This is a genomic window from Nocardia vinacea, from assembly GCF_035920345.1.
GTDB classification, from domain to species: Bacteria; Actinomycetota; Actinomycetes; order Mycobacteriales; family Mycobacteriaceae; genus Nocardia; species Nocardia vinacea_A.
The window spans coordinates 6,405,541-6,428,981 of the sequence record NZ_CP109149.1 but is presented as its reverse complement, the minus strand read 5'-3'; the positions used below and the strand labels follow the sequence as shown (position 1 = coordinate 6,428,981).

Annotated in this window: 22 protein-coding genes, 1 pseudogene and 1 riboswitch; of the genes and pseudogenes, 13 read left to right on the top strand and 10 right to left on the bottom strand. The window is 65.9% G+C overall.

Going from position 1 to position 23,441, the window contains the following annotated elements; translation table 11 throughout:
* Positions 1-283: 283 nt before the first annotated feature.
* The 3 genes from OIE68_RS29310 to OIE68_RS29300 all read left to right on the top strand — a co-directional run bounded on the left by OIE68_RS29310 (position 284) and on the right by OIE68_RS29300 (position 2,920).
* The gene (locus OIE68_RS29310) at positions 284-928 is read left to right on the top strand and encodes a hypothetical protein (RefSeq protein ID WP_327094278.1); all 645 of its coding nucleotides are present in this window, start codon (positions 284-286) and stop codon (positions 926-928) included.
* A 462-nt stretch (positions 929-1,390) separates the two neighbouring features.
* Positions 1,391-1,591 carry a ferredoxin gene (locus OIE68_RS29305; RefSeq protein WP_327094277.1) on the top strand — a complete coding sequence of 67 codons (201 nt, stop codon included), beginning with the start codon at positions 1,391-1,393 and terminating at the stop codon, positions 1,589-1,591.
* Between the two features lie 102 nt (positions 1,592-1,693).
* Positions 1,694-2,920, top strand: a complete 1,227-nt coding sequence (locus OIE68_RS29300) for a cytochrome P450 (RefSeq protein WP_327094276.1) — start codon at positions 1,694-1,696, stop codon at positions 2,918-2,920.
* 48 nt (positions 2,921-2,968) lie between these two features.
* On the opposite strand, the gene OIE68_RS29295 is transcribed toward OIE68_RS29300, so the two are convergent.
* The 3 genes from OIE68_RS29295 to OIE68_RS29285 all read right to left on the bottom strand — a co-directional run bounded on the left by OIE68_RS29295 (position 2,969) and on the right by OIE68_RS29285 (position 5,248).
* Positions 2,969-4,183, bottom strand: a complete 1,215-nt coding sequence (locus tag OIE68_RS29295) for an O-succinylhomoserine sulfhydrylase (protein WP_327094275.1) — start codon at positions 4,181-4,183, stop codon at positions 2,969-2,971.
* A complete protein-coding gene (locus OIE68_RS29290) occupies positions 4,180-4,596 on the bottom strand; it encodes a rhodanese-like domain-containing protein (protein ID WP_040686280.1) in 417 nt (138 codons plus the stop codon). The genes OIE68_RS29295 and OIE68_RS29290 overlap by 4 nt, the downstream gene beginning before the upstream one ends.
* Positions 4,597-4,610: 14 nt before the next feature.
* Positions 4,611-4,727, bottom strand: a riboswitch (SAM riboswitch).
* Positions 4,728-4,792: 65 nt separating this feature from the next.
* The gene (locus tag OIE68_RS29285) at positions 4,793-5,248 is read right to left on the bottom strand and encodes a hypothetical protein (RefSeq protein WP_327094274.1); all 456 of its coding nucleotides are present in this window, start codon (positions 5,246-5,248) and stop codon (positions 4,793-4,795) included.
* A 354-nt stretch (positions 5,249-5,602) separates the two neighbouring features.
* On the opposite strand from OIE68_RS29285, the gene OIE68_RS29280 reads away from it, so the two are divergent.
* Together OIE68_RS29280 and OIE68_RS29275 are read left to right on the top strand one after the other, a co-directional pair.
* Positions 5,603-7,018 (top strand): FAD-dependent oxidoreductase, encoded by a 1,416-nt coding sequence (locus OIE68_RS29280; RefSeq protein ID WP_327101843.1) that lies wholly within the window; start codon positions 5,603-5,605, stop codon positions 7,016-7,018.
* Positions 7,019-7,143: 125 nt separating this feature from the next.
* Positions 7,144-8,016 carry an amidohydrolase family protein gene (locus tag OIE68_RS29275; protein WP_327094273.1) on the top strand — a complete coding sequence of 291 codons (873 nt, stop codon included), beginning with the start codon at positions 7,144-7,146 and terminating at the stop codon, positions 8,014-8,016.
* Positions 8,017-8,083: 67 nt separating this feature from the next.
* Here the strand turns inward: OIE68_RS29275 and OIE68_RS29270 are convergent, their stop codons facing one another.
* On the bottom strand, positions 8,084-8,566 hold the full coding sequence (locus tag OIE68_RS29270; protein WP_327094272.1) for a DUF456 domain-containing protein: 483 nt from the start codon (positions 8,564-8,566) through the stop codon (positions 8,084-8,086).
* Positions 8,567-8,711: 145 nt separating this feature from the next.
* Here OIE68_RS29270 and OIE68_RS29265 point away from each other — a divergent pair, with 145 nt between their 5' ends.
* The 4 genes from OIE68_RS29265 (at position 8,712) to OIE68_RS29250 (ending at position 11,171) form a co-directional block, all read left to right on the top strand.
* Entirely contained in the window at positions 8,712-9,455 is a 744-nt protein-coding gene (locus OIE68_RS29265) for an SDR family NAD(P)-dependent oxidoreductase (RefSeq protein WP_327094271.1), read from the top strand.
* 89 nt (positions 9,456-9,544) lie between these two features.
* Positions 9,545-9,991, top strand: coding sequence for an RpiB/LacA/LacB family sugar-phosphate isomerase (locus OIE68_RS29260; protein WP_327094270.1), 447 nt, complete (start codon positions 9,545-9,547; stop codon positions 9,989-9,991).
* A 40-nt stretch (positions 9,992-10,031) separates the two neighbouring features.
* Complete coding sequence (locus OIE68_RS29255) at positions 10,032-10,673, top strand: DJ-1/PfpI family protein (RefSeq protein WP_327094269.1); 642 nt, start codon at positions 10,032-10,034, stop codon at positions 10,671-10,673.
* A 45-nt stretch (positions 10,674-10,718) separates the two neighbouring features.
* A complete protein-coding gene (locus OIE68_RS29250) occupies positions 10,719-11,171 on the top strand; it encodes a MarR family winged helix-turn-helix transcriptional regulator (RefSeq protein ID WP_327094268.1) in 453 nt (150 codons plus the stop codon).
* A gap of 137 nt (positions 11,172-11,308) precedes the next feature.
* On the opposite strand, the gene OIE68_RS29245 is transcribed toward OIE68_RS29250, so the two are convergent.
* Together OIE68_RS29245 and OIE68_RS47195 are read right to left on the bottom strand one after the other, a co-directional pair.
* Positions 11,309-12,064, bottom strand: a complete 756-nt coding sequence (locus tag OIE68_RS29245; RefSeq protein ID WP_419150814.1) for an HAD-IIA family hydrolase — start codon at positions 12,062-12,064, stop codon at positions 11,309-11,311.
* 56 nt (positions 12,065-12,120) lie between these two features.
* Positions 12,121-12,333, bottom strand: a complete 213-nt coding sequence (locus tag OIE68_RS47195) for a hypothetical protein (protein ID WP_419150573.1) — start codon at positions 12,331-12,333, stop codon at positions 12,121-12,123.
* On the opposite strand from OIE68_RS47195, the pseudogene OIE68_RS29240 reads away from it, so the two are divergent.
* Together OIE68_RS29240 and fgd are read left to right on the top strand one after the other, a co-directional pair.
* Positions 12,238-12,455, top strand: a pseudogene (locus OIE68_RS29240) (1,4-alpha-glucan branching enzyme); the annotation flags it as partial. The gene OIE68_RS47195 and the pseudogene OIE68_RS29240 overlap by 96 nt on opposite strands.
* A 393-nt stretch (positions 12,456-12,848) precedes the next feature.
* Positions 12,849-13,859 carry a glucose-6-phosphate dehydrogenase (coenzyme-F420) gene (gene fgd / locus OIE68_RS29235; protein ID WP_327101842.1) on the top strand — a complete coding sequence of 337 codons (1,011 nt, stop codon included), beginning with the start codon at positions 12,849-12,851 and terminating at the stop codon, positions 13,857-13,859.
* Positions 13,860-14,063: 204 nt separating this feature from the next.
* On the opposite strand, the gene OIE68_RS29230 is transcribed toward fgd, so the two are convergent.
* Complete coding sequence (locus tag OIE68_RS29230; RefSeq protein WP_327094266.1) at positions 14,064-14,567, bottom strand: nitroreductase family deazaflavin-dependent oxidoreductase; 504 nt, start codon at positions 14,565-14,567, stop codon at positions 14,064-14,066.
* Positions 14,568-14,661: 94 nt separating this feature from the next.
* Here OIE68_RS29230 and pta point away from each other — a divergent pair, with 94 nt between their 5' ends.
* Together pta and OIE68_RS29220 are read left to right on the top strand one after the other, a co-directional pair.
* Positions 14,662-16,734 carry a phosphate acetyltransferase gene (pta, locus tag OIE68_RS29225; protein WP_327094265.1) on the top strand — a complete coding sequence of 691 codons (2,073 nt, stop codon included), beginning with the start codon at positions 14,662-14,664 and terminating at the stop codon, positions 16,732-16,734.
* Between the two features lie 117 nt (positions 16,735-16,851).
* Positions 16,852-18,087, top strand: coding sequence for an acetate kinase (locus tag OIE68_RS29220; RefSeq protein WP_327101841.1), 1,236 nt, complete (start codon positions 16,852-16,854; stop codon positions 18,085-18,087).
* Positions 18,088-18,461: 374 nt separating this feature from the next.
* Here the strand turns inward: OIE68_RS29220 and OIE68_RS29215 are convergent, their stop codons facing one another.
* The 3 genes from OIE68_RS29215 to OIE68_RS29205 are packed head-to-tail and all read right to left on the bottom strand — an operon-like array spanning position 18,462 to position 23,364.
* Positions 18,462-21,002, bottom strand: a complete 2,541-nt coding sequence (locus tag OIE68_RS29215) for a serine/threonine-protein kinase (protein WP_327094264.1) — start codon at positions 21,000-21,002, stop codon at positions 18,462-18,464.
* Positions 21,003-21,007: 5 nt separating this feature from the next.
* Positions 21,008-21,985: a glutamate ABC transporter substrate-binding protein gene (locus tag OIE68_RS29210; protein ID WP_327094263.1), complete on the bottom strand. Its 978-nt coding sequence runs from the start codon at positions 21,983-21,985 to the stop codon at positions 21,008-21,010.
* A complete protein-coding gene (locus OIE68_RS29205; RefSeq protein ID WP_327094262.1) occupies positions 21,982-23,364 on the bottom strand; it encodes a hypothetical protein in 1,383 nt (460 codons plus the stop codon). Before OIE68_RS29205 ends, OIE68_RS29210 begins: the two co-directional genes overlap by 4 nt.
* Between the last annotated feature and the right edge of the window lie 77 nt (positions 23,365-23,441).

Sequence of the window (23,441 nt, the reverse complement as noted above, 5' to 3'; positions counted from 1 at the left end):
CTCGGATGACCACGCTCCGATGGCGGAACATGTTGCCGGGCGGTCCATTCGATGCCGCCGACCGCGCGATATGCGGCATTGTCGCGCGTGGCTCGGTCCCTGTTCGGCACTCCTTTGTCGGCTGTGACCAGGCCGAACGCCATGTCAGTGCGCGTGTCAGATCGGTGTCAGGTCGATATCAGCCGGGCTCGCGACAGTGTTCATGTCATCAACACGGCAACCACCGGCTGGGTCCGCTGACCCGGCCTCCCAATTAACACACCACGCTGAAGGAGTTACAGCCATGACTACGTTCCAGACCCCGGAACCGATCGCCGTCACCGTCGAGGTGCTCTCCGGCAACGTCACGGTCATCGCCTCCGACCGCATCGACACCATCGTCGAGGTCCGGCCGGCCGATGCGTCCAAGAAGGGTGACGTGCGCGCCGCCGAGCAGACCGAGGTCGATTTCGTCGCGGGCACCCTGACCGTGAAAACGCCGAAAGACTGGCGGACCTACACACCGTTCGGCGGCAACCCGTCGATCGAGGTGACCATCGAGGTGCCCACCGGCTCCCGGCTCGATGGCACCGCCGGTGTGGGCCGATTGCTCGGCGCCGGCGAACTCGGCCAGTGCGACCTGGAGATCGCTGCCGGAGACATCATCGTCGAGCGCCCGCGCGGTTCGGTGACCGCGAAAACCGCCAAGGGCAATATCCGCATCGGCGAAGCATCGCGCGGCGTGCTCCGGCTGGAAACCTCCATGGGCGAGCTGGAGGTGGGCATCCATCCGGGCAGCGCGGCCCGGCTGGAAACCAACGCCCAGTACGGCACCGTGCAGAACCAGATGCAACCGGTCGACCGCGCGGAACGCAATGCGGACACCGTGCAGGTGTATGCGCGAAACTCATACGGCAACATCATCATTCGGCACGCCATCGCCGCCTAGTGCACCCGGCTCCGGCACCCCGGGCCTGCTTCCGCAAACCGCTACCGGCTGCACGACGCCACATCGGCGTCGTGCACCGGGGTGGCCGCTTCTAACCGCGAGGGTCGCAAAAGGAAGGCGTGTTCTATGGGCGGGGCTTCGGTGGGGGCTCACGCGACTTTGCGCTCGCCACTACGACGATCAACGCCAGCACGGGGTTCCGACCGTAACGGAGATGGACGACGTTGTGCTGGCCGGTAATTCGCTGGGCGCGGCGGCGGCCGTGTGACCAGGTCGAACACCGTGTCAGGTCGGTGTCAGGTCGATATCAGCCGGGCTGGCGACAGTGTTCATGTGAATAGTTCAGCAATTTCAGCTTCTGGACTGCGGAAGGCATACGGGGACAAGGCGTTCCCCGATGGCACCGACGCGCTCAGCGACGGCGTGCGCTCCTTCCCGGTCACTTGGAACAAGGGATAACCGATGGAACTCAGAGTGGACCGGGAGCGCTGCATCGGCGCCGGCATGTGCGTCCTGACCGCCCCCGGAGTGTTCGACCAGGACATCGCGGACGGCCGGGTGGTGCCGCTGGACCGCACACCCGCGCCCGAGCGGGAGCCGGCCGTCCGCGAGGCCGCCGAAGTGTGCCCGTCCGGCGCGATCACCATCGTCTCCGGCGATTAGCGCCAACCGGCTTCCCCACCACCGCCCGCAACGGAGACGCTGCGTGGTTCTACGGCCTGTCGGCCGGTCAACTTATCGCTACTAGCTGATTAGGAAAACCTGATGAGTGAAACAGTTCCCGTCCCCCACGGCCTCCCCATGGACCGCAATGCGGGCCCCTTCGACCCGCCTCGCGAAATCAGCCGGCTGCGCGAGGCTCGCCCGGTCAGTCCTCTCGTCTTCCCCGACGGTCACGAGGGCTGGTTGGTCACCGGCTACGAGGAGGTCCGCCAGCTCATGGCCGACACCCGGTTCAGCTCCCGCCAGGACATCGGCATTGTCCACGTGCCGTACGAGACTCCCGGCATGCCGGTCGCTACCGAACCCTCCCCGCAGATTCCGGGCTTGTTCGTCGCCATGGACCCGCCGGACCACACCCGGTTGCGGCGCAAGCTCACCGGCGCCTTCACCGTCAAGCGCATGAAGCAGCTCGAAGAGCACATCATCGACCTCGTCGAGCGGCAACTGGACGAGATGGCGCGCCTGACCCCGCCGGTCGACCTGGTCAAAGCGTTCGCGCTGCCGGTGCCCTCGCTGGTGATCTGCGAATTGCTCGGTGTCCCCTACGAGGACCGGGACACCTTCCAGGTCAACTCCGCCAAGTTCCTGGTCAAGGACCAGGCGCTCGAGGAGAAGATGGCCGCGTACGGCGCAATGACCATGTACCTGGCCGGACTTGTCACGCGCAAACGCGCCGAACCCGGCGAGGACATCCTGTCCGACCTGGCCCGCGATGACGACCTCACCATCGAGGAACTGACCGGCATCGCCTTCCTGCTGCTGCTCGCTGGCCACGAAACCACCGCCAACATGCTGGGACTCGGCACCTTCGCGCTCTTGGAGCACCCCGTGCAGCTGGCCGAACTGTGCGCCGACCCGGAGTTGGTTCCCGATGCCGTCGAGGAGCTCATGCGCTACCTGTCGGTTGCCGATATCTTCTATCGCTACGCCACGGAGGACATCGAACTCGGCGGCGAAACGATCGGCAAGGGATCGACCGTCGTTATCTCGCTGCTGGCCGCCAACCGCGACCCTCGGCGCTTCCACAACTCCGACACCCTGGACATCCACCGCAGGGCCCGCGGTCTGGTGGCCTTCGGCCACGGCATCCACCAATGCCTCGGCCAGCAGCTGGCCCGCATCGAAATGCGCGCCGGTTTCGACGGACTGCTGCGTCGCTTCCCGACCCTCGAACTCGCCATCCCCGCCGACGAGGTGAAACTCAGGACCGACATGAACATCTACGGCGTCCACGAACTGCCGGTCACCTGGACGGAAACGGCCCGGTAAAGGCGCCGCCGCGCTGAACTGAACGCGGCGACGCCGATGGCGTGCGGGCTAGCTCAGGGCGTAATCCAGATCCCCCAGCAGATCCTCGACATCCTCGAGTCCCACCGAGATGCGGACCACACCGTCGGACAGGCCGATGGTGGCGCGGCCTTCGGGGCCCATGGCGCGGTGGGTTGTGGTGGCGGGGTGGGTGATGAGGGTTTTGGAATCGCCGAGGTTGTTGGAGATATCGATGATGCGCAGGCGGTTGAGGACCTCGAAGGCGCGCTTCTTGGCCTCAGCCTCCGGCGCGTTCAGTTCGAAGGTGACCACGGTGCCGCCGCCGCTCATCTGGCTGGTCGCCAGTTCGTACTGCGGATGCGACTCCACGTACGGGTAGCGCACCCACGAGACGGCTTTGTTGCCCTCGAGGAAGCGGGCGATGCGCAGTGCGGATTCGGTCGAGTGACGCACGCGCAGTGGCATGGTCTCCAAACCCTTGAGCAGGGTCCATGCGTTGAACGGGCTCAGCGCCGGACCGGTATGGCGCATAAGGGTTTTCACCGGACCGTCGATGTAGTCCTGGGCGCCGAGGATCGCACCGCCGAGCACCCGGCCCTGACCATCGATGTGTTTGGTGCCCGAATACACCAGTACATCCGCACCGAGTTCGAAACCGCGCTGCAGCAGCGGCGTGGCGAAGACGTTGTCCAGCACCACTTTCGCACCCGCGGCATGCGCGAGTTCGGTCACCCGGCGCACATCGACCAGCGTCTGCATCGGATTGGCCGGTGTCTCGAAGAACACGGCCTGGGTCGGCACCGAAAGCGCCTGCTCCCACTGATCCAGATCATCGCCGTCGACGAAGACCGTCTCCACACCCCAGCGCGGCAGAATCTCGTTGCACACCACGAAGCACGAGCCGAATAGGCTGCGCGCGGCCACAAGTCGATCGCCCGCGCCCAAAAGCGCACCGAGCGCGGTGAATACGGCGGACATGCCGCTCGCGGTCGCGAAACATGCTTCGGCGCCGTCGATCAGACGCAGCCGCTCCTCGAACATGGCGACTGTCGGGTTGCCGTAGCGGGAGTAGACGAAATGCTCGATATCGCCGGTGAACGCGGCCTCGGCCGCCTCGGCGCTCTCATAGACGAAACCGGAGGACAGATACAGCGCCTCGGCGGTCTCCTCGAATCCCGAGCGGCGCAGGCCACCTCGCACGCCGAGCGTCGCGGGACCGACACCTTCGGGCAGCGGCTTGTCGAACGCACCACCGGTGATCATGACTGCCGCCAGGGCAGGCCGATGGCGCGCCAGCCGGAGCCGCCGCGATGTCCGAGCTCATCGATCGGGCCTTCGAAGCCCTCCAGCACATTGAACGACGGGGCGATGCCTGCCCCGGTCGCGGCGACCGCCGCACCGATGGAACGCTGTCCGGAGCGACAGAGGAAGACGACGGGCGCCGCCGGATCGCGACCCTCCAGCGCCTTGGTCAACTGCTCGACGAACTCACCGTTGCGGGCGCCGTTGCTGTCGACCCATTCGATCAGCACCGTCGGCCGTTCGATCGAAGTCGTATCCGGCACACCGACGAAACGCCATTCGGCCTCGGTGCGCACGTCTACCAAGACGGCTTCGGGATTGTCTTGCAACAACTCCCACGCCTGCTGTGGGGTGATGTCACCGGCATATGTCATGCGATCCTCCTGTGAATCCACGCTTGCCGCACCTGGGTTTCGGTGCGCGGCCAGGTCGTCACCCGGAGCACCCCACCGCGGAGGAGGGTTGCCGACCAGCCAGCCGGGGCTTGGCGCTGGTACTCATGACCCGAAAATGAGATTGCCTGGGCAGGGGCCGCCATGTCAAACCCCAGTTCGCGCCGCGCATAAGGAATCAACCGCAGACGATCCATCGGTCTTGGGAGCGGGTCAGATTCCAGGTAGCCGGGGTCTCCCGGCCGTCGACCGCGATGGTCACCGTCGCCTTGGCCCGATCGCCGTCGACCATCGCATTCTCAATCTTGGTGACCTTGATCGACTTTCCGGCCGCGGCCCCACCGAACTGACCGGCGAGCGGTGTCTTGCTCTCGTCGAAGCCCAGACAGGCCACGCCCGGCGGCGGCGTGCTGTCGGTGGTGGCGCGGGCCTCCGCGTAGCGCTGCACCGCGGCCGCGATCTTGTCCGATTCTGTGACATTTTTCTCAGCGGGCGAAAGCACCGCACCGAGCACGATCGCGACCAGCACGACAGCGGCGAAGACGGCCGCCGCGATGAACGGCGCGATGGAGCGACGATCGGTCTGATCGACCTCGATTACGGGTTCTTCATCGGTGCCCTGCTGCTCTGTCATGGGTCGATCATCCCTGGTGGACGGCGGTATCCGGCATTCGGCCCCGAGACCTGCGTCACGAGGATTTGATAGATGTGCGCAGAGCGGGTAGTCACGGTAGGTGGGCCGGGGCAGCAAACACCCGGTGTACGCACCGCCGCAGGGTGCGCGCTGTGCCACCGATAGAATCGCGAGACTGCGGCCTGCTGTCATAGCCGAGATGGCCGCCTGTCCGCATCGGCAGATGCGACCGAGAGGGTGCGTCAAGTTAGCCTAAGCTAAGACTGACGCCGTTAATTGTTTCGACCATAAGGGTGCGCGTAAAAGATGACCGAACACAGTGCAGAGTCGACTAGCGGTGTGCACGGGCCCTCCGTGGTCACGCAAGCTGCCTCCTCCGGGCCTGACGCGCACACCGCGGGGCCTCGCCCGCTTCGCATCGCGATCGTGGGCGCAGGACCGGCCGGTATCTACGCCGCCGACGCGTTGATGAAGTCCGATGCCGAGGTGAGCATCGACCTGTACGAGCGCATGCCCGCGCCGTTCGGGTTGATCCGCTACGGCGTCGCGCCGGATCATCCGCGCATCAAGGGCATCATCACCGCTCTGCACAAGGTGCTGGACAAGCCGCAGGTCCGCCTGCTCGGCAATATCGACTACGGCACCGACATCACCCTCGACGATCTGCGCACGTTCTATGACGCGGTGATCTTCTCCACCGGCGCCAACGCCGACCGCGCGCTGCCGATCCCCGGCATCGACCTGGACGGCAGCTACGGCGCCGCGGACTTCGTCTCCTGGTACGACGGTCATCCGGACGTGCCGCGCACCTGGCCGCTGGAGGCGGAGAAGGTCGCGGTCCTCGGTGTCGGCAATGTCGCACTCGACGTGGCGCGCGTGCTGGCCAAGACCGGCGACGAACTGCTGCCGACCGAGATCCCGCCGAACGTCTACAACGGCCTGAAGGCCAATAAGGCGATCGAGGTGCACGTCTTCGGCCGTCGCGGCCCGGCGCAGGCCAAGTTCACCCCGCTCGAGCTGCGCGAACTCGACCATTCGCCGACCATCGAGGTCATCGTCGATCCCGAGGACATCGACTACGACGAGGGTTCCGAGGCCGCGCGCCGGCACTCCAAGCAGGTCGACATGATCTCCAACACCCTGGAGCAGTGGGCCATCCGCGACGTCGGCAACCGCCCGCACAAGCTTTTCCTGCACTTCTTCGAGTCCCCGGCCGAGATCCTCGGCGAGGACGGCAAGGTCGCCGGCCTGCGCACCGAGCGCACCCAGCTCGACGGCACCGGCAATGTCAAGGGCACCGGCGTGTTCAGGGACTGGGACGTCCAGGCCGTCTACCGCGCCGTCGGCTACCTGTCGCAGAACCTCACCAACCTGCCGTTCGACGATCAGGCCGGTGTCGTTCCGAACGAGGCCGGACGCGTCCTCGCCGACGAAGACGCCGACGGTCCGGATCGCTATCTGCCCGCCACCTACGTCACCGGCTGGATCAAGCGCGGTCCGGTCGGCCTCATCGGTCACACCAAGGGCGACGCCAACGAGACCGTTGCTTGCCTGCTCGACGACAGCGTGAACTTCGCACCGGCTAAGCATCCGGAGCTACAGGCAGTCACCGAATTCCTCGAGAGCAAGGGCATCCCGTTCACCACCTGGCAGGGCTGGTACCGCCTGGACGCGCACGAGCGCGCCCTCGGCGAGCCGGAGGGCCGCGAGCGCGTCAAGGTCGTCGAGCGCGAGGACATGCTGCGCGCCAGCGAGCCGCACAAGGTCTAGCGCGAATGCCCACAGGGGGTGACCGTCACCTCCTGTGGTTCTCGACAATCCGACACGGCTGCGGCAGCGCGAAATCTGTCGGGTCCGCGGCAGCGGAAATTCCGTGACTGAGGCATTCTGTACAAGTGTTCGATGCCCATCTCCACATCTTCGACCCGCGGTTCCCGCTGGCCGAGAACCAGGGCTACCTGCCCGACCCGTTCACCATCGCCGATTATCGAAAGCGTATGTCGCGCTTCGATGTCGGCGGCGGCGCCGTGGTCAGCGGATCCTTCCAAGGCAGCGATCAGACGTACCTGAAAGCGGCGCTGGCGGAGCTCGGCGCGGGGTGGGTCGGCGTCACCGCGCTGGACCCCGACGCCACCGACGAAGAGATCATCGAACTCGACCGGATCGGTGTGCGCGCGCTGCGGTTCAACGTCAAGCGCGCAGCCGCGGATATCACCGCGCTGACACTGCAGGCATTGCGTGCGCACGACCTCGTCGGCTGGCACGTCGAGGTGTATATCGACGGCAACATGCTCACCTCGATGCAGCCGGTGATCTCGAAGCTGCCGGTGTTCTCCATCGACCATCTCGGCATGTCCGAGGAGGGTCTGCCCTATCTGCTGGATCTGGTGGATCGCGGGGCGCGGGTGAAAGCGACCGGTTTCGGGCGGGTGCATATGAAAGTGGCCGATACGCTGCGCCGGATCCACGCGGTCAATCCCGAAGCGCTGATGTTCGGCACCGATCTGCCCGGCACCCGCGCGGGGCGACCGTTCCAGGATTCCGATGTCGATCTGATCTGCGATGTGGTGGGCACCGATATGTTCAAGGTGCTGGAAGACAATGCGCGGGCGTTCTATCGACTGCCCGCCCGCGAACGAGTGATCCAGGCCGATCCGACGCCGACCCTGCCGATCCACCGCACCGAGCAGCCGACCCTGCCGCTGCGGCGCGATGAGCTACCGAAACTCGAACCGGCGGATACGATTCCGTTCCCGATCATCGAGTGAGCGCGACCTGGCAGTGGGCATGCGCGATCCACAGGTGCAGCGACGGCGGGCAGGTAAACGCTGACGATCAGGCGATAATCGCGCCGACGCCCCAGACGCCCGTGGCCAACAGCGCACCGAAGAGCTCGATCAGCATCGACAGGCCCACACCCTTGAGGGCGTGAACCGTTGCCTGCCAAGCAGGTTGGTTGTCGCGGAGTCGGTGCAGCTCCGAAAGATACACACCCAGAACGAATCCCACGAACAACCCGACCACCGGGATGATGAAGAAGCCGACAATGCCGAAGATCGCGCCGATGAACAGCGCGCGATTGGATACGCCCGCATCCTTCATCTTCCGGCCCGGCCAGGTGTATTTGACGATGCCGGACAGCACCAAAAATGCTGTGCTGATGGCGAGTACGATCCACGCCGTCGCGCCCCCGGTCATGAACGCCCACACGGCAATGGCCCCGAAGATCAAAATGGCCCCCGGCAGAATCGGGACGATGATCCCGACCAGACCGACCAGAATTACCAGGCCGACAACGACCTCACCCCAAGCTGACACTGCCGGTCCCTCCGCTTTCCGCGTCTTGTCACGCTGCCAGGATTCTGGCCTATTCGCCGGGTCGGTGCACAGTGTCGATTCCCGGTGTTTGTGAGGCCGCTCACAGGTTGTCACAGCGCGAGCGGGCTGGTGCGTCTTAGTGGGCATGACGAACACGGAACAAACCACAGTGTTGATCACCGGAGCCAATAAGGGACTCGGTCTCGAAGCGGCGCGGCGGCTCGGGGCGCAGGGGTGGACGGTTTTCCTCGGCTCGCGCGACGCGGCTCGAGGACAGGCCGCCGCGGACAAACTCGCCGCTGAGGGGGTGAACGTCGTGATGGTGCCGCTGGATGTGACCTCGGAGGAGTCGGTGTCGGATGCGGTACGGCTCGTTAGCGGGCACACCGACCGGCTGGATGTGTTGATCAACAACGCCGGTGCACCGGGGAATATTGTTGCGCCCGCGGACGCGACCGCGGACGAAATCCATTCCGTCTACGACACCAACGTGTACGGACCGATCAGGGTCACGCACGCGTTCCTGCCCTTGCTGCAGGCGGCGGACAATCCGCGGGTGGTGATGGTGTCCAGTGGTGGCGGTTCCTTCGCGGTCGTGACCGATCCGGAGCAGCCCGTCTCGAAGATGCACGAGCTCGCCTACAGCTCGTCGAAAGCGGCGCTGAACATGATCACCCTGCGGTACGCCCAGGCGCTGCCGAAGATCAAGTTCAACGTCGCGACTCCTGGTGAGGTCGCGAATCGTAAATTCGCGGCGACCGATATGAACCATCACACCGGCCAACTGACGGTCACCGAGGGCACCGACTCGATCCTCGAACTCGCCACGATCGACGCCGACGGGCCGAGCGGGATCTTCATCGATCGCCTCGGCCCCGTTGCCTGGTGACCGGTGCGGTGGGCCCGTCCTCGGCACCGAGGACGGGCCCGCTCGCGGTTTTCGGTGCTGTGCAGTGGGGACGTTATTACGCTTGGGGTATGCGAATTTCGGTTGCGGCGGATGAGCGGGTGGGGGTGGCCGAGGAGCTGGTGGTGGAGCTCGGGCGGCGGGGGTTCGAGACGTTGGTGCATGGGGCGTTGTCGGATAGTGAGCGGGATGACTGGGCTTGGGCCAGTGCGGCGGCAGCGCGCGATGTGGCCGAGGGGCGGGCGGAGCAGGGGGTGGTGTGCTGTTGGACGGGGACCGGGGCTTCTATTGCCGCCAACAAGGTGGCGGGGATCCGGGCAGCGCTGTGTGGTGATGCGGCGACGGCGGCTGGTGCGCGGAAGTGGAATGACGCGAATGTGCTTGCGCTGAGCCTGCGTTCGACATCCCGGGCGGAACTGACGGAGATTCTGGACGCGTGGTTCGGCGGTGAACCGAGTGCTGATGCGCAGGATCGCGCCAATATCGCGCATTTGGCGAAGATCGAACGCGGACGCTGAGGCATTGACAGTATGCTGTCAAATATGACAGCATACTGTCATGGCTACGAAGACAGTTCACATGGCCGTTTACGACACGCTCGCCGATTGGGAGGTCGGTGCGGCGACCGCGCATATCAATCGGCCCAGCTGGCAGAAAGCGCCGGGAACCTTCCGGGTGCGAACCGTTGGGCTCACCGCCGATCCGATCATCACGACGGGTGGAATGCGCATCGTGCCGGATGTGCTGCTCGCCGATCTCACGCCCGCCGCGAGCGCGATGTTGATCCTGCCCGGCGCCGACACCTGGGAGACGGGCGAACTAGTGCCCTTCGCGCACAAGGCGCGGGAGTTCCTGGACGCGGGGGTTCCGGTCGCGGCGATCTGCGGTGCCACCTTCGGATTGGCGAAGGAGGGTCTACTCGATAACCACGCCCATACCGGCGCGGCTGCGGAATACCTTGCCTACAGCGGATATTCGGGTGGTGATCGCTATCTGGACCAGGCGGCGGTACTGGATGGCGATCTCATCACCGCGGGTCCGACCGCGCCTTTCGAATTCGCTCGCGAGGTGCTTCGCAGGCTCGACGTCTACGAGCCCTACGTGCTGGACGCGTGGTACCGCTTGTTCGGCAAGAGCGATCCGGCGGGATTCGCCGCGCTTTCCGAGTACGAGGCGCAGCGGGTCGTCGCTTCCGCGTGAGGAAGAATCCGCGGTGAGTCGCGGACCCGGATAGGAGTTTCCGATATGAGTGACACGCCCGAGCAGGATCTCTTCGCAACGGCCGCTATCACGTCATTCCAGCTGAACGGTCAATTCCTCACCATCGCAGAGGAATTGGCCGCTCCCGCCGGAATTACGGCGGCCTGGTGGCAGGTGCTCGGCGCGGTGCTGCGCGAACCGCTGCCGGTGGCCGGAATCGCCCGAGCCATGGGGATCACCAGGCAGAGCGTGCAGCGCATCGCGGACCTATTGGTGGACAAGGGACTTGCCGAATTCCAACCCAATCCGGCGCACCGCCGCGCCAAACTCGTAGCGGTCACCGACACAGGCCGCGAGGCAATCAAACGCATAAACCCGCAGCACGCAGTCATGGCGAAACGGCTCGCCGCCAAACTCGGCCCCGACCAACTCGCCCTCACCGCCCACCTCATGACCCAACTCTCCACCGCCCTAGCCACCATCACCGACGAAACCTGATCCCCAGCTGCTGTTCGGCACTGTCGCTAATCCCAGCGCCCGAATGGACAAATGATCAGGTGGAAACCATCGCGGCAAACCGCGAGAAGGCTACGCCACCAGTTCCACCTGATCTTGATCGCCCGCGGGGGCGGGGGTCAGGGGAAGGGGTTGTGGGTTCGGCCGACTAGGTCGGCTACTGAGTCGGCGACCAGGGTGGGGCGGTAGGGGAATTGCTCGACGGATTCGCGGGTGGAGATGCCGGTGGTGACCAGGACGGTGCGCATGCCCGCCTCCAGGCCCGAGACGATATCGGTGTCCATGCGGTCGCCGATCATTACGGTCGACTGCGAATGTGCGCCGATCCGGCGCAGTGCCGAGCGCATCATCAGCGGGTTCGGCTTGCCTACGTAGTACGGCTCCTTGCCGGTCGCGCGGGTGATCAGCGCGGCGACCGAGCCGGTCGCGGGGAGCAGGCCCTCGCGGGACGGTCCGGTCGCGTCCGGGTTGGTGGCGATGAAGCGCGCACCGCGATCGACCAGGCGGATCGCGGTGGTGATCGCCTCGAAGGAGTAGGTGCGGGTTTCGCCGAGCACCACGTAGTCCGGATCGCTATCGGTCAGCACATAGCCGATTTCGTGCAGTGCGGTGGTAAGTCCGGATTCGCCGACCACGTAGGCGGTTCCGTTGGGACGCTGGTCGTTGAGGAAGGTCGCGGTGGCCAGCGCCGAGGTCCAGATCGCCTCCTCCGGAATATCGAGTCCGGTGTGGCGCAGGCGGGCCTGCAGATCGCGCGGCGTGCGGATCGAGTTATTGGTGAGCACCAGGAACGGGATCTCATTGCCGCGCAGCTCGGCTAGGAACTTGTCGGCACCGGGCACCAGATGGTCTTCGTGCACCAGCACCCCATCCATATCGGTCAGGTAGGACAGGATCGGTTCATCTGGTGTGCTCACGAGTCAATTGTCGGCTATCCGCCCACCCAGCGTGTGAATACCGGACCCGATGCGACCATCCCCACACCGCCCTGAGAGCCACCCACTTGCCGCGTCGCTCTGAGTCGTCGCAGATCAGCGCAGACGGCTAGCGCTTCCTGCCCATCGTCGGCGAGCTGGACCTGCACCTCATCGGCGAGGGGCGCCACGAACACCTGTGGGATGTGCTCGGCGCGCACCCGCGTCACTACACCACCCTCGACGGCGAGGTGGATGGCACCTCGTTCGCGGTCTGCCGAATGCCCGGGGTGTCACCGTGATCGGGGATTTCGACTGGCTGCCTCGCCGTGAGCCGTCCCCGGCTTGCGGCCGCATCGTGAGCCGATACCGACTTCCCCCGAGAGCCGTCAGCGACTTGCTGCGCCGCAGGCTGCAACCCGCCGGGAGTCGCACCTCAGCGATACGCAGCACCTCGAATGTCCGGTTCTTCTGCCGACGCAGATCCAGTCCCCGGAGCGTGATGCCGACTGGTTATTGCGATCACGGGGTGCGGCCCTGCGCACCTTCCCAGGACGCGCTGACTATGGTCGAGGGGAGGCCGTGTGAGAACCGATCGCGCAGCGCTCAGGTAGGCCGATCGCGGCTCGGGAACTCCGGTGTCGCCCTTGCGGTTGTACCGGGATGCGGTCGCGGGATTCAGGCGGCCGACGGTGTGCGGAACCTCCCGCACGGACCGTTGAGCGAAGCGACAGGAGTGGCGCATATGGGTGATCTCAAGCTCGGATACAAGGCGTCGGCGGAACAGTTCGGACCGCGGGAATTGGTGGAAATCGCGGTGGCGGCCGAGGACCACGGCCTCGACAGCGCGACGGTGAGCGACCATTTCCAGCCGTGGCGGCACAAGGGCGGGCATGCGCCGTTCTCGCTGGCCTGGATGGCCGCGGTCGGTGAGCGCACCAAGCGCATCCAACTCGGCACCTCGGTGCTCACCCCGACCTTTCGCTACAACCCCGCCGTGATCGCGCAGGCCTTCGCGACCATGGGTTGTCTTTACCCCGATCGTGTCATGCTCGGTGTCGGCAGCGGTGAGGCGCTCAATGAGATCGCCACCGGCTACACCGGCGAATGGCCCGAATTCAAGGAGCGTTTCGCTCGGCTGCGCGAATCGGTCGACCTCATGCGCGCGCTGTGGACCGGTGAACGCACCGACTTCGACGGCGAGTACTACAAGACCGTCGGCGCCTCGATCTACGACGTGCCCAAGGGCGGCATCCCGATCTATATCGCCGCGGGCGGACCGCTGGTCGCGCGCTACGCGGGCCGCGCCGGTGACGGTTTCATCTGTACCTCCGGCAAGGGTATGGACCTGTACACCGAGAAGTTGATGCCCGCCGTCGCGGAGGGCGCCGCCAAGGCCGGACGCGCCGTCGAGCAGATCGACCGGATGATCGAGATCAAGATCTCCTACGACACCGATCCCGAACTGGCACTGGAGAATACGCGCTTCTGGGCCCCGCTCTCGCTGACCGCCGAGCAGAAGCATTCCATTACCGATCCGATCGAAATGGAGGCCGCCGCCGACGCCCTCCCGATCGAGCAGATCGCCAAGCGCTGGATCGTCGCCAATGATCCGGACCAGGCCGTCGAACAAATCAAGCCGTACCTCGACGCCGGCCTCAACCACCTGGTCTTCCACGCCCCCGGCCACGACCAGTCCCGCTTCCTCGACCTCTTCCAGCGCGACCTGGCTCCCCGCCTCCGCGCCTTGGGCTGAGCCGCAACTGGTCGCACCGGCCGAGCATCGACGGGCTTGCCTGCCCATGTTCGGCCGGATCCGCGATGCTCGGCCGGCTCAGGCGAAATGGCCAATTGAGGTGAGTCTGGCCGCGATTGGTTCCGCAGCGACCATTCGACTGGCTTCGGCGCGCTGGTAAGCCGGGGCATGCACTCGGTGTGTGGGTCCGGTTCCCGCGATTGGTCAGGCGCGGGTGAGGGCGAAGATGCGCAGGTCTCGGGTGGTGCGGGTGCGGTAGATGCCGTAGGCGCTGGTGATCTCGACGAAGCGGGCGAACAGGGCGTCCTTGTCGGACTCGACCAGGGTGGCGCGCACGGGGATGCGTTGACCTGCGATGGCGACGGTGGCATTCGGGTTCGCCAGGAGGTTGGTGGTCCAGGCCGGATGCTGCTGCTGGCCGAAGTTGCTGCCGATCACGTAGATGGTGGCACCGTCGTGCAGGCAGAGCAGCGGTTGGGTGCGCGGCTCACCGGATTTGCGGCCGGTGGTGGTCAGCAGCATGACCGGGGCACCGATCGGACCGAGGAGCGTGTACTTGGCATTCGTGCGCTCGAGGATGGCCCGATCCAGCGGGGTAACCTTCCGAATCAGCCACGACCCGGGTTTGGTGGAAGCGAGCTTGGTCGCTAGCCGGGCAAGAAAATTGGTGTTCGAACCCCACTGCCGCTTCGGGAATTGCTCAGCCATGCCCGGACTATATCCGGACCGGTGCGAATAGGAGTTCGTGATCGCCGTCTCGCCGAACGGTCGAGGTAGCCGCGGCTTTACTAAGCTCTGGGGCATGGCCGATTCCGCTCCATCCGCTGTGTACATCGCATCTCCGGAGGGTGACACCGGAAAATCGACGGTGGCCCTCGGCATGCTCCAGATGCTGTGCGCGACCACCGCCCGGGTCGGCGTATTCCGGCCGATCACCCGCTCGACCACCGAGCCGGATTACGTCCTGGAACTGCTGCTCGAGCACAGCACCGCCGATATCGATTACGCGCAGGCCATCGGCGTCACCTACGAGCAGGTACACGCGGATCCGGATGCCGCGATCAGCGAGATCGTCATGCGCTTCCACGAGGTCGCGAAGCTGTGTGACGCGGTAGTGATCGTCGGCAGCGACTACACCGATGTGGCCAGCCCGAGCGAACTGCGCTTCAATGCCCGCATCGCAGTGAACCTCGGCGCGCCCGTACTGCTGGTCGTGCGTGGTTCTGGCCGCACTCCCGACGAGGTCGAGCAGCTGGCCGAGCTGTGTGCACACGAGCTTTCCCTCGAACACGCGCACTTGGTGGCCATCATCGCCAACCGTTGCGCCCCAGAGCAATTGGATGAAGTCGGTGTTGCTCTCGAGGGCTTCGATGTGCCGTCCTGGACGTTACCCGAAGTGCCGCTGCTGATTTCGCCGACAGTAGCCGAGCTGTGCACCGCGATCGGCGGCGAAATGTACAGCGGTGATGTGGAATTGCTGCAGCGTGAGGCATTGAAGGTCATGGTCGGCGGCATGACGGCCGAACATATTCTCGAGCGGTTGGTCGACGGTGTCGTGGTCATCGCGCCGGGCGATCGTTCAGACGTGCTGCTCAGTGTCGTGAATGCGCATGAGGCGGAAGGCTTTCCGTCGCTGTCGGGCATCATCATGAACGGTGGCATGCTGCCGCATCCGGCCATAGCCAGGCTGATGAACGGCCTCAAACCCAAACTGCCCATCCTCACCACGGAACTGGGCACCTACGACGCCGCGAGCGCCGCCTACCGCACCCGCGGCCGCATGTCGGCGGGCAGCCCGCGCAAGGTCGACACCGCGCTGGCCCTGATGGAACAGCATGTCGACGCGTCGGAGTTGTTGCAGCGCATCGAAATCCCGGATACCTCGGTGGTGACGCCGCAAATGTTCGAATACCAGCTGATCGAACGCGCCAGGGCGAACCGCAAGACCATTGTGCTGCCCGAGGGCGACGACGACCGCATCCTGCGTGCGGCGGGGCGGGTGCTGCAGCGCAAGATCGCGGATCTGGTCATTCTCGGCGACGAGGCGGCGGTGCGTGCCCGTGCCGCCGAACTCGGCGTCGATATCTCGGCAGCACGGGTACTCGACCCGCGCACCTCCGGTTACCTCGACGAATTCGCCGCGGAATACACCGAACTGCGCAAGCACAAGGGCATGACACTCGAGCGCGCCCGCGAAACCATGGCCGATATCTCGTATTTCGGCACCATGATGGTGCACAAAGGCATTGCGGACGGCATGGTCTCCGGTGCGGCCCACACCACGGCGCACACCATCCGGCCGTCCTTCGAGATCATCAAGACCGTCCCGGGGGTGTCCACGGTCTCCAGTGTGTTCCTCATGTGCCTGGCCGATCGGGTGCTCGCCTACGGCGACTGTGCCGTTGTGCCCGATCCGACCTCGGAGCAGCTGGCCGATATCGCGATCTCCTCCGCGCGCACCGCGGCTCGCTTCGGCATCGACCCGCGCGTCGCGATGCTGTCCTACTCGACCGGTGAATCCGGCAGCGGCGCCGATGTGGACAAGGTGCGCGTGGCCACCAAACTGGTTCGCGAGCGCGAGCCGGAACTGCTGGTGGAGGGCCCGATCCAGTACGACGCCGCGATCGAACCCACGGTGGCCACCACCAAACTCCCGGATTCCGAAGTGGCGGGGCGCGCAACGGTCTTCGTGTTTCCCGACCTCAACACCGGTAACAACACCTACAAGGCGGTCCAGCGCAGCGCCGGTGCGATCGCGATCGGCCCGGTGCTGCAGGGGCTGCGCAAACCGGTCAACGACCTGTCCCGCGGTGCGCTCGTCGCCGATATCGTCAATACGGTTGCCATCACCGCGATCCAGGCAGAGGAGAGCTGATGTGCGGTGTGGCACACAGCGGAACAATGCGACCGGGTTCGCGGTTGCTGACCGAGTGCGGGGCACGCGCGTGATGCAGGAGGTGCAGATATGAACGCGGCATCGCGCAGCGATTCGATGCGGAGCGGTGGTCGGGCGACCGGTGGGCGCAATGACCTCGTGCTGGTGATCAATTCCGGCTCGTCGTCGATCAAATACCAGCTGCTGGACCCGGAGTCGGGTGTGGTCGCCGCGTCCGGCATGGTCGATCGGATCGGCGAGGAGCAGGCCGGGATCGAGCATCAGGTCGATGGCCGAACCATCCAGCATCGACAGCCGATCGCCGATCACACGGCGGGGCTGCGGCTGGTTTTCGATGTGTTCGCCGAATCCGGCCACGATCTGGCCACCGCCGGGGTGCGCGCGGTCGGGCACCGCGTGGTGCACGGCGGCGAAGTGTTCTACCGGCCGACGCTCATCGATGACGACGTGGTCGCGGCCATATCCGACCTGTCTTCGCTTGCGCCGCTGCACAATCCGGCGAATGTCGCGGGCATCGAGAGCGCGCGCGAACTGCTGCCCGGCGTACCGCAGGTGGCGGTCTTCGACACCGCGTTCTTCCACGGCCTCCCCGATGCCGCCAAGACCTACGCCATCGATGCGAAACTCGCTGCCGCGCATGGCATCCGGAAGTACGGCTTCCACGGCACGTCGCACGAGTACGTCTCCGGCCGGGTCGCCGCGCTGCTCGATCGCGATCCCGCAGACCTGAATCAGATTATCTTCCACCTCGGCAACGGCGCGTCGGCATCGGCCATACGCGGCGGACACCCGATCGACACCACCATGGGCCTCACCCCGCTGGAAGGCTTGGTGATGGGGACCAGGGGCGGCGATCTCGATCCCGGGATCTTCGCGCATCTGGTCCGCGCGGCCCACATGGATGTCGACCAGATCGACGAAATGCTGAACCGCAACGCCGGACTCAAGGGCCTATCCGGCGTCAACGACTTCCGTGAGTTGCAGCGGCTCATCGACGGGGGCGACGCCGCGGCGCGCCTGGCCTACGACGTGTACATCCACCGCCTGCGCCGCTACCTCGGCGCGTATCTGATCGAGCTCGGTGGCGTCGATGCCATCACCTTCACCGCGGGCGTCGGCGAGAACAGCCCGCAGGTCCGCGCCGACGCACTCGCCGGGCTGTCCCGCTTCGGCATCGCAGTCGACCCGGCCCGCAACACCGCTGCGGACCGCGCGGCCCGGCATATCTCCGCACCGGGCGCAGAGGTTGCCGTGCTGGTCGTGCCGACCAATGAGGAATTGGCGATAGCGCAGGCCGCGCTCCGCGTTGTCGCAGCTCAGCGCGCTGATTGAGCGACTCTAGAAAACCTCACGGAATCCTCACACTCGCCGCGGCAGTATTGGTATCGGATCAGGTTCGCGCCGGACGCCGAAACCGGGGCCGGACCTCCGCCGCTATCGGGACCGCGATGCCCTCGCCACTCCCGATGTGCCCGCTCCGGCTGCCCCCGGGGCGGGCCGGAAGCGCGGAATCCCGGGGGATCATCGGTGTGCCGACTGCTCCGCGAATCGAGATCCGAGGCTCCCCCGCCTCCCCGGGCCTTTTGCCGGTCGTTGGGAGGTGGGGGGCCGGTCGTCGCGGGCCGGCGGTTGCGAGGGTGGCTCGGTTTTGGGGGTACCCGATGAGTTACCCATGTTCGTACGAGATCAGTCGTCCAGCTTCGAATCTAGATCCAGGTCTTGGCGCGGATCGAGTTCGCCAGGTCGACCAAGGCATAGCGGTGATTGCGGCCGGGGGCGCTGCGGGCCAGGGCGCGCAGCCCGGCCTCGGTGCCCGCGCGCAGCTCGCGCTCGGTGAACGGCGCGCCGAAGAGAGTCGTCCCGTCGCTCCTCGGTGTATTGCCCGATTGCAGCCAGGCCAGCGCAGCACCGTGGACGAGCACGCGCATCTGGGTCGCGCGGCTCTCCCCACTGGGCAGACCGACAACGCGCGAGGCCGAAAGGTGCAGGGTGGATTCGGGGAGTTCGGCGATCGGGGCCGCGGTGAGCAATAGCCACACCGCGGTCATCCGAGCCGTTGTGTAGTGCCGGGAGGCGGCGGGCACTTCGTCGAGCGCGCGCACCGCCTCGTCGACCTGACCCGCCTCGGCCGACTGCCTGGCCAGGCCGAACGCGGCACTCACCACGGCTCGATCGGTGCGCCAGACAGTGGCGTAGAACTTCTCCGCACAGGCCCGCCATTGTTCGTGGTCGTCCGAATCCCAGTGTTGCAGTACGAGTTCCGCAGTTGCCGCGAGTGCGAGCTTGGGCGCGATCTCGCCGGGTAGCACCCGCAGCACCGCATCGAAGCTGTCATAGGCCTGCTGGTAGTCCAACTCGAGCAGTTGGGCCTGGCCCAGATACCAGTCGATGCGCCAATCGTGATCGCCGGGCAGTCGTGACAGCATCTGCAGCACCGCCGCCGATTCGCCGAGTTCGAGCCGGAGCTTGGCCTCGGCCAGCGTCAGTTCCAGATCCCATGTCTCCTGTGTCTTTTCGGGATCGGCCACTGCGCGCTCATGCGCTTCCTGCAGCGCCGCAAGCGCATCGTTCGGTTCCGGATGTGCCACGGCCGCGAGCACGGGCACCGATGCGTCCGTCGGATCGATGAGCGGAACCGGAAGTGCCGCAGCCACTTCGTCGGCGCGCAGCAGATTGCTTCTGGCAATGCCGTCGGCATAGGCGTCGGTCTGGCTGATCAACTCCTCGGTGCCGAAGCTGCCGCGCTGTGGACTGAAAACTGTGGACAGCTGTGGATGGTCGGCGCCGGTCTCCATGGACAGGATCTCGCGCAGTACACCGGCCAACTGGGCCGACATGACGCGCGCGGAGGGAAAGCGGCGCTCGGGATCGGGATCGGTCGCGCACAGCAGCAAGCGATGAAAGAACTCGTAGCGTTCGAGCACCGGATGGTCGGCGAGATCGGGAATGCCGTCGAGATAGCGTCCCTGTTCCATCGGCATGCTCAAAGTCAGCACGGCCAGCGTCCGCCCGACCGTGTAGATGTCCGAGGCCACCGTCGGACCGGTCCTGGCGATCTCGGGTGCCTGAAAACCCCTGGTGCCATACAGGTTTCCGTAGGCATCGATGGTGGCGACGGCGCCGAGGTCGATGAGTTTGACCTGATCCTCGGTGACCATGATGTTATCGGGTTTGAGGTCGTTGTAGGTCAACCCGATCGAGTGCAGATACTCCAGCGCGGGCAGGATCTCGAGCAGATATGCGATCGCCTCGGGGACCGGCATCCGCTCCGGCCGCGGATAGGTGTCGAGAATATCGCGCAGCGAGCGGCCGCCGACGTACTCCATGACGATGTAGCCGATGGACTCGCCGTCGTCGCCGGTGTGCTCGACGAAGTTGTGGATCTTGACGATGCTGGGATGTGCCACCTCGGCGAGGAATTGGCGTTCGGCGACGGCCACCGCCTGCGCCTCGGTATCGCCCGCGTGCAGCAAACCCTTCAGGACGACCCAGCGGTCGCTGACATTGCGGTCGATCGCGAGGTAGATCCAGCCGAGTCCGCCGTGCGCGATACAGCCCTGGATCTCGTACTGGCTCGACACCATATCGCCCTCGTGCAGTGACGGGCGGAAATCGTATGGCGCACCGCAGGTTTCGCAGGTGCCAGCGGTTGTCGCGGGGCGGGTCGCGGTGGCGCGCCCGACCGGGTTGCCGCAACGCCAACAGAAGCGCCTGCCCTCGGAGACGACGGCATCGGCGAGCACCGCGGTGCGTGGATCGGCGGGCGGGATATTCGGAATCGTGACCAGTCCGGCGCCGAGTTTGCGCGTCGTCGGTCGCGAGCGCGCGGTGCGGACGCTGCGGCCGGAGGTGCGCATGGTCGCGGCGGAGGTCGGCTCCGGGGCATTCCATGCGCCGACGGTGAATTCAGCGGCCATATTGTTCCGCCGAACGGTTTCGCCGGAGGCGGGTTGGTGGCGGATGGTTTCCGCGGAGGCGGGGTGGTCACGGGTCGTTTCGGCGGAGGCGGGGTGGTGACGGACGGATTTGTCGGCGGTCTCCCCGGTGCCGGAAGTGGCCTCGGGACGCAGGTTTTCGGCCTCGGGGCCGGTACCCGGTGACCACCTGATCGTTTCGATGGCCGCGGAGCCTGGTTCGGCCATATCTGGTTCGAAGAACGCGGTTGCCCTGGTGGTCTCTCCGGATTCCTCGGCGGGTTCCTTCGGCTCGCCCTTGGTCGAATCGGTGGCATCGTGCGGTGATGTCATCGCCGTCAGTCCTGATAGGTCGGGACGGGCGGGGCTGGTACCGGCCCTAGAGCGATGAGGTATTGCTGGTACAGCCGGACCCATGTGCCGTCATTGCGGATGCGCTCCAGGCTGCCGTTGACGAAGCGGACGAGATCGTCGTTGCCCTTGGGGATTCCGATGCCGTAGGGCTCGACGCTGATGCTGGGGCCGACCAACTCGGTGTACGACGAGTCCTGCGTGGCCAGACCCGCGAGGACGGCGTCGTCGGTGCTGATCGCGTCGACTTGGCGCTGCTGCAGTACTACCAAACAGTCGGCCCAGGTGGGCACGGTGAGGATGGTCGCTGCGGGCTGTTCGCGGCGCATGTGATCCAGCGAGGTGGTGCCGGAAACGATGCACACTCGCTTACCCGCCAAATCGGCCAGACTTCGGATGCCGGAGTTCTTCACCGCGAGCACGCGCTGATTCGCGTGGAGATAGACGGTGGAGAAGGCGACCTTCTGCCGCCGTTCACAATTGATCGTCATCGTCTTGGCGACGATATCGACGAGGTGATTCTGCAGCGCGGACTCGCGCTCCGCGGACCCGAGACTGCGGTACTCGATCTGCTCCGGACTACCGAACAGATCGCGCGCGACCTCCCTGGCGATATCGGCATCGAACCCGACGATCGTGCCACTCACTGGATCCCGGAAGCTGAAAAGGTTACTGCCGGTATCCAATCCGACCACCAGCCGACCGCGGGCACGAATCGCATCGATGGTCGGTCCACGGGCGGCCGCACCCGCCCCGGTGGGCCGCAGACTCGCGGTCGGATCGCCGCATTGCTCGTCGCGTTCCGCTGGAATCGGTGAGTCCGTCGGTATCGAAACCGCTTTGGCGGGCAGCGGTGGTTCGGTGTACACGGTGGTCTTGTTATCGATCGCGTCCGAGCCCGCCGCGCACCCGGCGACCAGGGCGCTTGCGGCGAGCGCGGCGAGCAGCCCGCGCGCGCGGTTCATCGGTACTCCCGAAGTCGCGGCCAGATACCGAGGCCGACATAGGCCGCGGCGAGTATCCCCAGCACCATCGCGCCCGGTGCCAGGAAGTCGAGTGATCGGGCCGCGCCGGAGATGTTGTCGCGCAACGTATCGCGCGTTGCGTCCAAACCCAGTCCCAGTGCGCGGTCCAGCGATTCCACCTGTGCTTCGGCATCCGCCGTACCAGGCCCGGTCGCCACCGTTGCCGCCCCGACGAAGTCGCCGTGCGCGAGGCTGTCGTTCATGCGCTGATGGGCCGCTCGCCAACGGATAAGTGCCGCACGGGCCTGCTCGATCTCATCGGCGGCGGGCGCATCGGAGGGATAGCCGCTGAGTAGTTCGTCGAGTCGGGTGACACTCGACTCGTAGGTCCGGTCGTAGTCGCCGGTCGCGTCGCGACGCACCAGCTTCAGCGTCTCCGCCGAACGGGCCTGCTGGGTCAGAATGCGGCTCTCGGTCAAACGGGAGCTCGGCACCGCGCCGTGGTCACGGCCACCGATCATTTCCGCCGCGGAGACGGATCCGGCGATCAGCGTCCACGCCAACAGGATCAGTATCGCGGCCGAGGCGAGCAGCAGTCCCGGATTGAGCACGCGGTGCCAGCGCTTCGACAGATCGAACTGCGACCAGACCAGTGCGCCCAACGCCAGAATCAGCACACCGATCGCGGACCACGGCGGCTGCACATGATGCCGCTGGGCCGCGCTGACAGCATCGGAGCGATGGCTCTGCAGCTGTGCGGCCATCGGCAGCAGGACGGTCTGCATCTGATTCGATGCCTCGCTCAAATACGCGGCGCCGACCGGGTACCCGTTGCGGTTGTTCGCACGGGCGGTTTCGACAAGACCAGAGTAGACCGGAAGGCCGGTGGCGATGCCCGTGCGCAGCCGGGTGTCCGGATCGTCAGCGGTCGCCTCGCCGGCCGCATGACCCGATTGCGTCACCAATTCCGCGGAGGCCTCGCCGAGCGCCTGGCTGTAGCGGTCGCGCACGGTCTCCGGTTCCAGGCCGCCCGCGATGAACGCGGTACTCGCCGCGGCGTCCGCGATGGACAGCGAGGTGTAGAGGTGATGGGAGGAGTTCGCGTCCGGCTCGGTGTCGTCGAGCAGGATGTCCAGTGCCTGCTGGCGGTCGCTCACCGTCGCGGCGGTCATCATGCCCGCGGCCAGGCACAGGCCGACGAGCAGCAGACCGATGGCGATGAGCCGGCCCGGTGTCGATAGCGCGAAGGATCGTAGGTTGGCCGGGTCCAGATGGGCGCGTAGCCCAGCCTCGCGCGGCACGTCCAGCCGCTCGGGCCCGACATCGGCCGTCATGACCGACGGCGGCCGCGGGGCCGTCGTCGAATCGAGCGCTGCCATCTCCACCTCCCCGGTTGGTGCGCACATGTGCTCCTGCTGGGAGCTTATTGTGGTCTTACCGGCGCCGTGGCGTGTGA